Genomic DNA, 12,422 nt, shown 5'->3' on the forward strand with positions numbered 1-12,422 from the left:
CCGTCGGCTCCTGAGCCTCGCTCGGGCGCCATCATCGCCTCACCCGCGCGCAGCCTGCTCCCCCAGGCTGCGTTCGAGGTCAGTCATGGCCTCGGCGAGCGCTTGCACTGTCACCTGAATCTGTGACCATGGCACCTCTTGCGAGCACACTCGTTCAAGCTCCTCGCACAGCTTGGCCAATCGTTCCACGCCGGCAATGCGTGCCCCGCCCTTGATCCGATGGGCCAGTTCGGCCAGCGCCGTACGCTCACCCTTACCCACTCGCTGCAAGCGCAGCAGATCATCCCGGTTGCTTTGCCGCAAGTTGTGCGTCAGTGCGCGAAGCGCGGCCTGATCAGCACCGACCAGGCGATGCAGATGCTGCACATCGAACGATGTCGATTCCACTACCCTCCCCGCCTCAGGTTCGGCGCACCTTCCCGACTGCTTGTCCAAAGCCTGCACCAGACTGCCCAGTGCCAGGGGTTTGAACAAACAGTCATCCATGCCAGCGGCACGGCAGCGCAAGCGCTCTTCAGGCAGCGCGTTGGCCGTGATGCCCAGCAGGCGGCAGGCCATCAGTCCGCGTCGGCGCTCGTGCTCACGCATTGCGCGGGCCAGCGCGTAACCGTCCAGACGCGGCATGTTGCAGTCGCTGATGACCACATCGAACGGCTCCTGGAGCCAGACCCGCAATCCCTGTGCGCCGTCCTCGGCGACCCGCACCTGATGGCCGAGGTAATCCAGTTGCTGCGCCAGTAGCAGACGGTTGGCCGGGTAGTCGTCGATCACCAGCACCTTCAGCGGCAGCGTCGCCGCGCCTGGCGATTGCGGCGCGCTGACCTTGCGCGACGGCTGCTCGGTCAGCCAGGGCAGCGTCAGGCAGATGGTCACCTCGGTGCCCTGCCCCAGCTCGCTGTGCAGCTTCAGATCGCCCTCCATCATCTGGCACAGACTGCGACTGATCCCTAAGCCCAATCCGCTGCTGCAGCGGGGCGACTGTCGCTGGTTGCTGGCCTGACGGAAAGGCTGCCCCAACTGCGCCAGTTCGTCGGCAGCGATGCCTACGCCGCTGTCGCGCACCTGCAACTGCACGGCCAGGCGTTGCTGCTCGGGCACCGCCCGCAGATGCACCTCGACCCAGCCGCGCGCGGTGAACTTGATCGCGTTGCTGAGCAGGTTGCCCAGCACCTGCCTGAAGCGGACCGGGTCGAGCAGCACATCGCTGTCCACCGCACCCTGGCAATGCAAGCGCAGTTCCAGACCCTTGCTGCGGGCCTGCTGCTCGAACAACTGCACCACGCCCTCGACCTGCTCACGCAGGCGCACGCGCTGCGGTGCCAGTTGCAACTGACCGGCTTCGATGCGCGACACATCGAGAATGTCGCCGATCAGCTCCAGCAGGCTGCGCGCAGCCTCGGCCGTAACTTCCAGCGCCAGGTGATCGAGCGCGCCCTGCTCGGCTTTGAGCTGAGCGAGTTCGAGCATGCCGAGCATGGCGTGCAACGGCGTGCGGATTTCGTGGCTCATGGTGGTGAGGAAACGGGTCTTGGCCTGATTGGCGCGGTCGGCGGTCTGCTTGGCCCTGCGCAGCTTCACTTGCAGGCGTCCGAGGTAGCGAATCCAGGCAATGGCCAGCGACAACAGCGCCATCACCAGAGCGAAGCCGAGCACGATACGCCCGCGGTAGCGCGGCCACAGACCATCACTGACGATCAGCGGATTACGCCAGCGACGCACCAGCAGCTCGCTCTCGCGGGGTGACAGGCTCAACAACGCCTTGTTGAGGATGCCCTGCAACTCGACATCGCCGCGCCGACTGGCCAGGGCAAAGTGCGCGGGGGCCATGGGCAGGCTGGCGCTGATGCGCAGGCGTCCTGGATACCAGCGGGCGATCAGCGAACGCGCATCATCGAGGGTCAGCACCGCCGCATCGACCTGTTCCCGGGCCACGGCATGCAGGGCGGCCAGCGGGCCGCCGAAGGTGTGCAACGTCACCGAGCCGCCCTGCTGCTCGAGCACAGACTGTACGGCGCTGCCCCAGACCACCGCCAGGTTGCGTCCGTGCAGTTGTTCCAGACTCTCAGGCGCCTGGGCCTCGTCGCGGGTCACCAGCACTCGCGATGCACTGAGGTAGGCACCGCTGAAGGCCAGGTGCGACGCCAGCGCCGGGCTGCGCGGCACGCCGGCGATCACCTGCGCCTGGCCACGGTTCAGTGCCTCGCTCATCTGCTGCAGCCCGCTGCCGGCCTCGACCTCGAACTGCAACCCGCTGCGCTGGCTGATCAGTTCCAGCACATCCAGGCTCAGCCCCCGCAGTTGCCCATCGCCGTCCCGGAAGCTCAGCGGCAGCATCTGCTCGTCGACCAGCACCTTCACCCGCGGGTTGGCCTGGAGCCAGCGCTGCTCGGCAACGCTCAGTTGCAGCGGCGCCGCCAGCGCCGCGTGATCCGCTGCCGGGCTCCAGCGCTGACGAATCAGGGCCTGCTGCTGTTCATCGATGGCGCTCAGTGCCTGCTCGACCAGCACCGGCAGCGGCGAATCCTGGTCGAGCATGGCAAAGCCGATGTCTTCCTCCGGCAGACGCGCAGGCCCTGCTTCCTGCACGCCGCTGATCGGATTGCGCGCCAGCAGGAAGCGCGCATTCAAAGCGCTGCCCAGATAAGCGTCGGCGCGCCCCAGGGCCAAGGCCGCCATGGCGCTGAAGGCTGACGGGTGACTGCGCACCTGAGCGCTGGGGTAGTAGGCGCTCAGTTGCGATAACGGCCGATAGCCGTCGACCACCACCAGGCTGAACGGCACAGCCCCGCGGATCGCTGCCTGGGCCGGGGCACCGCGGGTAATCAGCAGTGGCTGGTCACGGGCGTAGCCACGGGACAGGCGCAGGCCGGCCTCGCGGGCCTGGAAGGTCGACACCGATGCCAGCAGGTCGAGCTGACCGGCGCGCAGCGCCTTGACCGCCGCCTCGAAGCTGTCGAACGCCTCGACGCGCATCTCCATGCGCAGGTGCTCGGCCACCAGTCCCGCATAGTCGGCGCTGATGCCCTCGTAGACCTGTCCGGAGCCGAGCATCTCCAGCGGCGGGTTGTCCTGCCGGATGACGCCCAGGCGCAACGGCCCATGCGCCCACAGCCAGCGCAGCATCTGCGGTTGCGGTTCGCCGTGGGGGCCGGCGAAGCTGGCACGGGCATGCAGTGAAGGCGAATCGCTGGTCTGCGCGCTGCCGGGCAGGCACCACAGGGCCAGCAGCAGGCAGGCGCAGAAGCGTTTCACAGGGCTGCGTCAGACCAGTTGGTGACGGCGGGCAAAATCCGCCAGGTCGATCAACGAACTGACCCGCAGCTTTTCCATGAGTCGGCTCTTGTAGGTGCTGATGGTCTTGTTGCTGAGCAACATGGTGCTGCCGATCTCCTTGTTGCTCAGGCCCCGGGCCAGATGCTGCAGCACCATCAATTCGCGGTCGGTGAGCGCGGCGATCCACTGCGCTTCACCGCTGCGCAGATCCTGGCTGTTGACCGAGCTGAGCGTCACTTCAGGGAAGTAGCTGTAGCCTGACAGCACCGCGCGAACGGCCTTGATCAGTTCGCCCAGATCATCGGTTTTCGACACGTAGCCGGCGGCCCCAGCCTGCAAGCAGCGCAATGAATAGGCTTCGGGAAGCAGCGACGTCAGCACCACGGCCTTGGTTGGATGCTCCATGGCCTTGAGCCGCGCGATCACCTCCAGCCCATCGAGTCCCGGCATGGCGATGTCAAGGATGATCACATCCGGCTCTTGCTCACGGACCAGGCGCAGCGCATCGATCCCGTTGTCGGCCTGCCCGACCACCTCGAGACGGTCCTGGCGCAGCAACATGCACACGGTGGCGCGGATGAAAGGGTGATCGTCGACCACGACGACTTTGTACATGGGTCCATCCTTACCGGAAGCCGGCGTCAGAGATCGGCGTCGAACATCAGTGTGACCTTGCCGCTGTAGCGCTCGCCAGGGCGTTTGAGCATGGCCGGCAGGTCGGCCTCGACCACCTCGAAATGCACTTGGCCGGGACCGTTGTGGGTGTAGACCACCGGCTCCAAGGCCAAGGCGGCGTTGCGCCCAGTGGGCAGCGGCATGCGCGTGACGCCTTGCCAACCTCCATAGCGAACGCCCCAAGGCATGCTGGTCAGCACGTGCAGGGGCACCTCTTCGCCGCGTCGATTACGAATCGCGCAGTGCTCGCCAGCCTCGAATTCGCAGAATTTGTAGACGCGAAACGGGCCGGACGACCACATGCGCAAGGAGGAATCGGCGCTGATCTTCGGCGGGACCCGACCGCCGTCGAGCCAAGCGCCCCAGCCGCCCGGCGGTTGGAGAATGGCGTGGTCGAAGCCTGGTGCGAATTCGACACGGAACTCGTGATCGACCTCGATCACGATGTTGAAACCGATGGCGGTATCGCTGATCGACAGGATGTTGTCACCGAAATCGAAATCGCCGCCCGGACCGACGCTATAGTCGATGCGGCCGCGATAGCGACCAGGTTGCAGGCGCGAAACGCTGGGCAAGGTCAGGGTGTAAGTCAGGGCCAGATCGGACGCCTCGATCACCTCGATATCGCCCTCCCCGCCCCAGCGGTTGCGCATGGTACACAGGCCGGGAAATTGCCGATAACGCCAGTGGGTGACGAGGGTGTTGCTCGAGCGCCACTTGCCATTCTGTGGCTGGCAGTTACCTCCCCAGCGGGTGCTACTGTCGACAGGGTTGCGGTTGCGGTTGGGGCTGTACACTGCCTGAGAGTAGTAGTTGAAGCTGAGGGTGACCGGCTGCACATCGCCGTTCTGTTCATGAACGATCTGGCCGTTCCGAGCGGCCGGCAGGGTGCCGTAGAAGTTCTCTCGCGACAATTTGTCCACCAGGTGTGTGACCACCTTTTTCGTGTACGTCAGCGCAATACCTACCGACTGTTTGCCACGGCACATCTGCGTGACGTCCGCGCAGTTCGGCGCTTCTGGTGTGGTATGCCGCCATTCGGCGGGAAGGCCTCCGCGGTATTCGGCGCTAAGCGTCACCTCGACGGCATCGGCCAGCGACGCCCAGCCCAGGCTCAGCAGTGCGATGCAGCCCAGCGGTACAGCCCGCCATGCACGCCGGCTCATCCTTGCACCGTCATGGATCGATGCTGCTCACCTTCATGCAGCTCGAACTGAAAGACGTGCCCAGGCGTGCCGTCGATCACGCGGCTACGTCCCGGCAGGACATGCTGCTTGGTCGAGGGGCCGCAGACCTCCGTGCCCTGCTCGCAGACACGCAGGTGATCGAGCACCACGGTGCTGTTGCCGTCGTTTACCACACTGAGTTTGCCGCCCGTGGCACTGCTGCGGGTGGCGTAACGCGGCTCGGCCGGACGCACGAACAGCAAGGTGCCGTAACCGGCCAGCAGGTTGACCCCGGCCCTGAGGCTGTCGCGGTACGTCTCGGCCTCGGCCTCAGTGACCGCGAAGCCATCGCCCTGCTCGGGCAGGACCGGGATGAACCGCAGCCGGTAATAGCGCTCGCGCTCCCGCTCCCCCTTGTACAGCAGGCGCACGGCCTGCATGCCACGCGCCGGTACGATCAGCCGCGCGGGACTGACGATCAGGCCACGTTGCTCGAGCGCCAGGCCATCGAGCTCGACCTCGTGAGACACGCCTTTGTCGTCGTAGACCAGCTCCGCGGCACTGACCTTGACGAACGCTGTGGCGTCGCCGCCGTTGCGCACGCGCTTGAGCGAAGTGCTCTTGCCAGCCTCGAGGTAGTCGTACAGACCACCGACGTTCAGTTCAGGTGCCGCCTCGGCCCAGCCGGGCGCGAGCAGCATGGCGACGAGCAGGCATCTGGATAGGTTCAGCATGTGGAGCCCCTTTGGAGAAAAATTCATAGCACATGGCCATTACCGCCATCGTCTGCAATGCTGCCGGACATGACCAGCCAGACAATTCCCAGTCGGCATTAGGAAAATTCCTAAAGACAAAGCCGTTACAGTTCAGCGTCGAAGATCACCGTGACCTCCCCGCGGTAGCGGCTGCCAGGGTGGTCGAGCATGCTGCGCACCGCCTGCTCATCCACCTTGAAGTGCAACTGTCCGGGCTTGTTCAGCGCAGGGCTTACCGACTCCATCTGCAAGGCTCCGGCGCGGTCACTGGGCAACGTCAGTCGCTGTACCTCGGCGCCTTGGTACTCGATGCCGCCGGGCAGGCTCAACGCCACATCAACCTGCACCTGATGCCCTTGCTCATTGCTGATCGCGCAGCCTGTGCCCAGGTCACGGGCGCAGCGCTTGTAAACGCGAAAAGGACCGGTGGACCACAGTCGAAATGGCAGGTCCCGGTAAAGTCGTTGCGGCGCACCCCGCCCGTTCATCCACGCCATCCAGCCGCCTGGGGGTTCCAGCACGGCGCGCTCGGAGCCGGGAGCGAACTCGAAGACGAAGGCGTGCTGCACCTCGAGCTGGAAGTTGAGCGTGAGGCTGGTGTCGTTGAGATTGCTCACTTGGTTACCAAAATCGAAGTCGCCTCCAGGCCCGACGCTGTAGATGAGGCTGCCGGTGTACAGGCCCGGCTTCATGCGATAAGGCGGCGGCATGTCCAGGTGATAGGCCACGCCCATCTCTTCGATTTCGGTCGGTATCACTTGCCCGTTATCGCCAACCTCAGGTGCCGAGTGGCAGCCAGCAGGCGCGGATGGCTCCTTGATCGTCCACAGGTACCAGGTGCGCGCCGGCATGACCGGGTGCGAGTAGGTGCGTTTGTACCGACAGCCCCCTTGCGGGTAGAGCGTATAAGCCGGGTTGTTGCGGTAAGACTCACCGCCGGTGACTTTCTGGCTCAGCGCGGTGATGGCGAAGGTCAGGGTGTGTCGCTCGCCAGTCCGTGCGTCGGCCACCTCCACCTGGCGGACACCGGGCAGCTTCACGTAGAAGCGGCTGAGCAGGTCTGGGTCCCCGGTCACCGTGGTTTTGCTGTAGGTGATCGGAATCTGCATGGCCTGGGTGTCGCGACATTCGGCCGGCCAGCGTCGGCAGAACGAGGCCAGCGGCGTGGTGTTCTCGAAGCGGCCCGAGGCACTGGCCAGGTACTGCGCGGTCACCGTCACCTCTGCGGCCAGGGTGACCTCCGCAACCAGGCTGAACAGGACGCCGATCACCAATAGGCCGATCAGCCAGAACGTCTTGCAATGCGTGTTCAACTGCGCTGCGCTCCGGATCGGCTGGGTGCCTGGGCGAGGCTGTCCGGGTTGCACGACAGGTCGCCGGCCAGCAGAACATCCCCTTCACGGGTGAGGGTATTGGGGTCCAAGGACAGCAGGCAGAGGGTCGTGCCGCCCTGACGCACTTCCAGGGTGGGGGTCGATTCGCTCATTTCCACGGCGAACATGCCGCCGCTCTCGGCCACGCTGCGGCTGGCATGGTTGACCACCTGGGCGCCGCCCATCGGCTGGCCGTGCGCATCGATCAGGCGGCCGAGCACGGTGACCGTGCGCAACACGCGCAGCTTGCGGTAGGTGACGCCGCCACGATTGAGGTGGTAGTCCAGGCTGCTGGGCTGGATCACCGCGGCTGCCTGACCATCGTTGTCCAGGTCGAACTGCACGTAGCCTGCCTTGTAGGCTTGCACCGGCACCACGTTACGTCCCGGCTTGAGGCTGGTGCTCGAGCCGTACTGACCATCGGCGCGCAGGTCGAGGTTGGGGATGTCGCTCTCGACATCGACGATCAGCCCGGCGTCGTGGGGCAGGTACTGGCCGGTGACCGCCACTTTGCCCTCACCTACAGCAACGATGTTCTGCAGGTTCAGCCCGGCACTGAGTTCGCCGTTGTACGACGAGCTTTGCGCGTACACATCGCCATACAGCGCCTGGCCCTGAAACTGCGCGTTACCGCCCAAGCCTGCGCCGTAGCGATCCACCGTGGCGCTGGCGCCCAGTGACCGCAATGCGCCCAGGTCGACATCTTTCATGTAGGAGACGGTGGCGTTGTGGTCGCGTCCGCCATCGTGCGAGGTTCTGCTGCCAATGCTGGCGGCAATGCGTTCACCGCCCTGACCGAGGCTCATGCTCAAGGTCAGGTTGACCCCGCGGCTACGTTCGTCGCCGCTGCTGCGCGTGCCGGGTCGGTCGAACACGTTCAGGCGCCAGTTGGCATCGGAGCCGAACAGCTTGCCGTAGTAGGACCAGCCCATGTCCACACCCACGCCTTCGGCCGAGCCGGTGCTGCGCGAGACACGCAACGTGGCGGTACTGTGGTTGCTGATACGCCGCGTGAACAGCACGGAGGTCTGGCTCTGCTCGGCATAGCGGGCCATCTGGCTGTGGGTCGGGCGGGACATTTCCTCCAACCAGCTCTTGCTGCGACTGAGCACCAGTGAACCCAGTTCGTGGTTGTTGATGACCTGCAGGTCGTAACCGCTGCCCTGGCCGTCGGAGCGATAGACGTTGCCGTACAGTTTGACTCGGTCCAAAGCGTCCCAGTCCAGCGACACCCCGTACTGAGTGGTATCGCTGACCTGCTGCACCGAGCCGCCAACGATCGCCCGCGGATGGAGCAGGTAGTTGGCCGACACTCCGGCATTGAGGCTGTCTTCGCCGCTCTCTTCCCAGTTGCTGAACAATTGCGCCTGCTGGCCCACATAGGCGTTGTAGCGCCAGCGGCTGTCGAGGTTGCGCCAGCTGTTGGGCTTGTAGACGAATTCCTGGCTGCGCGAGGTTTCCTGGCCGTCTTCGAGCAGGCGCACCTCTACCTGATAGATACCCGCTGGCAGAACCTTGGTGTCGAGCGCCTGCAGACCTGGCTGCACCGGCTGGCTGTTGATCAGCACGCCATTGCGGTAGATCTCGACGATGCCGGGCCGGTTGGGGGTGACGTGGATGGGGGTGGAGCTGGTCTGGCCGTTATCGACCAGCAGACCATCGCTGCTGCCGAACATCAGTCCCAAGGTGGTGTCCGATTGCCGGCCCATCAACCGTGGCTGGCGAGTCAGGCCTTGGGCGATGGGGGTGAAATAGCCCAGCCGGTAAAAGTGATCGTCGCTCAGACGTTCGGCGTATAACTGACTGAGACGATGGCGCAGGCGATCATCATCGCTGCCGCCGCGGTCCACCTGCGCATCGGCCAGGGTGGTCCAGGCACCCAGGCTGCCCTGCCCCTGCAGGGAATAGACGCCGCTGGTTTCGCCGCTGTCGCTGACCAGGTTGAGCTGGTTGCGCAGCAGCAGGCCGCCGCCTTCGTCCGGCAGCGTGTAATAGCGCGGCGCGCTGCCGGTGCGCTCCGCCGCATCGGTGAGCAACGACAGCTGCGAGTTCACCAGGCTGTAGTGAATGGCCTGCAAGCCATCGGCACAGTCGCGCTGGCAATTGCCAAGCGGTCGGCCTTCAGCCAGGCGCTCCTGCCAGCGACGTCGCAGGCTGGGTAGCTCGCGACTTTCTGAATAGTCGGTGAATTCAAGCAGTTGCACCTGTTCGTCGCGGCTGAGCACGATCATCGCATCGCCCAGGTAGCGACCGTCGAGATCGACGCGCACGGCCAGCGGCACGTCGAAGAAGTGCTGCTCAAAGTCGCTTGGCAGCCCTTGAGCCTGACTGACCACACCCATTGCTCCGCCGGCCATCTCGGCGGCAGCAGGCAGTGCGATCAGACAGACTGCAAACAGTGCGTGGCGTAGATAACGTGCGGAAAACATGATGCTCGCCCAGGATCGAGTGCCCACTCCGCCCCGGTGAGGCCGGGAGCGAAGGGGTCAGGACATTGAAAATCGAGCGAAACGATCAGGGAGCAGCTGTTTCGAACATCATGCTGACCAACCCCTGGTAGCTGCCCGGCTTGTAGCCGCCGGTCGGCACCTGCGAGGAAACTTCGAAGTCGATGATCGCGCCCGGAGCGGCTTGCACGTCAGTCAGAATCTGCGCAGGTGTCGTGGTCAGCACGGTGTCGGCAATCTTCACATCGAGGTTGATGGCGTTCAGACCACTGCTGACCACCGCTGGCGAAAGCAGATGTGCGGTGATCGGGCCGATGGTGCTCTTGGCTTGCAGTTGCTTGCGAATCGGCGTCAGCGCGCCTTGGAACGAGTTCCAGGCCATGTCCTGCGGATCGTTCATCCAGTTGCCACCGACCGGCTCCACATAGAAGTTGGCGGTTGGTACGGTGGCGGTGATCAGTACCTGTTTTTCGATGGGGTCAGCCACGGCGGTGCCGGCGATCAGAACAGCCAATGGAAGGGCAAAGCGCAGTGCTTTCACGGGTATCTCCTAAGGAACGAAGGTCGATGGGCGGGAACGCACATCGGTCGATCGAGTCGACGGCGGGCATTATTCCGGCCCACACCCCCTCGGAAACACAGGACGCTTCCGACGGTGTTTAGGAAATTTCCGACGATGGCTAAATAATGGCACCCACAAAAACGCCCCGACTGGCGGGGCGTTGTCGAACCATGGAGTCAGGCGATCAGTGCGAAACCGCCCCGCTGGCCCCCAGCCCGGTTTGCGAGCGCACGAACTGCGGATAGAACAGCGCACGCTCGTTCTCTGCAGCCGCCGACTTGTCGGTGACGGAGAAGAACCAGATCCCGACGAAGGCGATCAGCATCGAGAACAGCGCTGGGTACTCGTACGGGTAGATCGGGGTTTCGTGACCGAGGATCTGCACCCAGATGGTCGGGCCGAGCACCATCAGGCCCACTGCGCTGATCAGCCCCAGCCAGCCGCCGATCATGGCGCCGCGGGTGGTCAGCTTCTTCCAGTACATCGAGAGCAGCAGCACCGGGAAGTTACAGCTGGCGGCGATGGAGAACGCCAGACCGACCATGAAGGCGATGTTCTGTTTCTCGAACAGAATGCCCAGGCCAATGGCCAGCACGCCCAGGGCGACGGTGGTGATCTTCGAAACGCGGATTTCATCCTTGTCGTTGGCCTTGCCCTTGCGCCACACGCTGGCGTAGAGGTCGTGGGACACCGCCGAGGCACCGGCCAGGGTCAGGCCTGCGACCACCGCAAGGATGGTGGCGAAGGCGACCGCCGAGATGAAGCCGAGGAAGATACTGCCGCCCACGGCATCGGCCAGGTGCACCGCGGCCATGTTGTTGCCGCCGAGCAAGGCGCCTGCGGCGTCCTTGAAGTCCGGGTTGGTGCTGACCAGCAGAATCGCGCCGAAGCCGATGATGAAGGTCAGGATATAGAAGTAGCCGATGAAGCCTGTGGCATACAGCACGCTCTTGCGCGCTTCCTTGGCGTCGGAAACGGTGAAGAAGCGCATCAGGATGTGCGGCAGGCCTGCAGTGCCGAACATCAGCGCCAGACCCAGCGAGAACGCCGAGATCGGGTCCTTCACCAAGCCGCCCGGGCTCATGATCGCTTCACCCTTGGCGTGCACCTTGATCGCCTCGGAGAACAGCGTGTTGAAGTCGAAGCCCACGTGCTTCATCACCATCAGCGCCATGAAGCTTGCGCCCGAGAGCAGCAGCACCGCCTTGATGATCTGCACCCAGGTGGTCGCCAGCATCCCGCCGAACAGCACGTACATGCACATGAGGATGCCGACCAGAATCACAGCCACGTGGTAGTCGAGGCCGAACAGCAGCTGGATCAGCTTGCCGGCACCGACCATCTGCGCGATCAGGTAGAAGGCCACCACCACCAGCGAGCCGGAGGCCGACAGGGTGCGAATCTGCTTCTGCCCGAGGCGATAGGACGCCACGTCGGCGAACGTGTACTTGCCCAGGTTACGCAGGCGTTCGGCGATCAGAAACAGAATGATCGGCCAGCCGACCAGAAAGCCGATGGAGTAGATCAGGCCGTCGTAGCCAGAGGTGAACACCAGCGCGGAGATACCCAGGAAGGACGCTGCCGACATGTAGTCGCCCGCAATCGCCAGGCCGTTCTGGAACCCGGTGATACGCCCGCCTGCGGCGTAGTAGTCGGCTGCCGACTTGTTGCGCTTCGAGGCCCAGTAGGTGATCCCCAAGGTGAACAGCACGAAGGCCAGGAACATGGCGATGGCCGAGACGTTCAGGGGTTGTTTGTGCACTTCGCCGGTCAGGGCGTCGGCGGCCAGCAGTGCCGGCGCGAACAGCCCGGTGCCCAGCAGCGCGAGTGATTTGCCGTAGCGCATCATTGCTGGGCCTCCTTGAGGATGGCGTTGTTCAGGTCGTCGAATTCGCCGTTGGCGCGACGCACGTAGATGGCAGTGAGCACGAACGCCGAGACGATCAGGCCAACCCCGAGCGGGATGCCCCAGGTGACGGACGAATCAGGGCTGATCTTGGCGCCAAGCAGGTGCGGACCATAGGCGATGAGCAGAATGAAACCGCAGTAAAGACCGAGCATGATGGCCGAGAGAATCCAGGCAAAACGCTCGCGCTTGCGCACCAGCTCCTTGAACCTCGGGCTGTTCTGTATCGATAGGTAAATGCTGTCGTTCATTGTTTTTGTCCTAG

9 protein-coding genes are annotated in these 12,422 nt (G+C 64.2%); all 9 read right to left on the reverse strand.

The annotated features are described in order from the left end of the window. Positions 1-39: 39 nt before the first annotated feature. A complete protein-coding gene (locus tag LK03_RS21285) occupies positions 40-3,252 on the reverse strand; it encodes a transporter substrate-binding domain-containing protein (protein ID WP_038414499.1) in 3,213 nt (1,070 codons plus the stop codon). A 9-nt stretch (positions 3,253-3,261) separates the two neighbouring features. Further along, positions 3,262-3,888: a response regulator transcription factor gene (locus tag LK03_RS21290; protein WP_038414500.1), complete on the reverse strand. Its 627-nt coding sequence runs from the start codon at positions 3,886-3,888 to the stop codon at positions 3,262-3,264. A gap of 26 nt (positions 3,889-3,914) precedes the next feature. Beyond that, a complete protein-coding gene (locus LK03_RS21655; RefSeq protein WP_049870591.1) occupies positions 3,915-5,114 on the reverse strand; it encodes a hypothetical protein in 1,200 nt (399 codons plus the stop codon). Then, the gene (locus LK03_RS21300) at positions 5,111-5,848 is read right to left on the reverse strand and encodes a molecular chaperone (protein WP_205621222.1); all 738 of its coding nucleotides are present in this window, start codon (positions 5,846-5,848) and stop codon (positions 5,111-5,113) included. The genes LK03_RS21655 and LK03_RS21300 overlap by 4 nt, the downstream gene beginning before the upstream one ends. 125 nt (positions 5,849-5,973) lie before the next feature. Further along, entirely contained in the window at positions 5,974-7,182 is a 1,209-nt protein-coding gene (locus LK03_RS22430; protein ID WP_205621223.1) for a hypothetical protein, read from the reverse strand. After that, positions 7,179-9,671 carry a TcfC E-set like domain-containing protein gene (locus tag LK03_RS21310; protein ID WP_038414501.1) on the reverse strand — a complete coding sequence of 831 codons (2,493 nt, stop codon included), beginning with the start codon at positions 9,669-9,671 and terminating at the stop codon, positions 7,179-7,181. Before LK03_RS21310 ends, LK03_RS22430 begins: the two co-directional genes overlap by 4 nt. Before the next feature lie 85 nt (positions 9,672-9,756). Continuing rightward, a complete protein-coding gene (locus LK03_RS21315) occupies positions 9,757-10,230 on the reverse strand; it encodes a CS1 type fimbrial major subunit (RefSeq protein WP_038414502.1) in 474 nt (157 codons plus the stop codon). A gap of 205 nt (positions 10,231-10,435) precedes the next feature. Continuing rightward, positions 10,436-12,100 (reverse strand): cation acetate symporter, encoded by a 1,665-nt coding sequence (locus LK03_RS21320; protein WP_038414503.1) that lies wholly within the window; start codon positions 12,098-12,100, stop codon positions 10,436-10,438. After that, the gene (locus LK03_RS21325) at positions 12,097-12,408 is read right to left on the reverse strand and encodes a DUF485 domain-containing protein (protein ID WP_028694816.1); all 312 of its coding nucleotides are present in this window, start codon (positions 12,406-12,408) and stop codon (positions 12,097-12,099) included. Before LK03_RS21325 ends, LK03_RS21320 begins: the two co-directional genes overlap by 4 nt. Between the last annotated feature and the right edge of the window lie 14 nt (positions 12,409-12,422).

Origin of the sequence: Pseudomonas cremoricolorata (assembly GCF_000759535.1) — a bacterium.
In the GTDB taxonomy this organism is placed as follows: domain Bacteria; phylum Pseudomonadota; class Gammaproteobacteria; order Pseudomonadales; family Pseudomonadaceae; genus Aquipseudomonas; species Aquipseudomonas cremoricolorata_A.

Bases quoted from the DNA above. Each gene is read 5' to 3' on its own strand.
- LK03_RS21290 (WP_038414500.1), bottom strand. From the start codon at position 3,888: ATGTACAAAGTCGTCGTGGTCGACGATCACCCTTTCATCCGCGCCACC.
- LK03_RS21655 (WP_049870591.1), bottom strand. From the start codon at position 5,114: ATGAGCCGGCGTGCATGGCGGGCTGTACCGCTGGGCTGCATCGCACTG.
- LK03_RS21300 (WP_205621222.1), bottom strand. From the start codon at position 5,848: ATGCTGAACCTATCCAGATGCCTGCTCGTCGCCATGCTGCTCGCGCCC.
- LK03_RS21310 (WP_038414501.1), bottom strand. From the start codon at position 9,671: ATGTTTTCCGCACGTTATCTACGCCACGCACTGTTTGCAGTCTGTCTG.
- LK03_RS21320 (WP_038414503.1), bottom strand. From the start codon at position 12,100: ATGATGCGCTACGGCAAATCACTCGCGCTGCTGGGCACCGGGCTGTTC.
- LK03_RS21325 (WP_028694816.1), bottom strand. From the start codon at position 12,408: ATGAACGACAGCATTTACCTATCGATACAGAACAGCCCGAGGTTCAAG.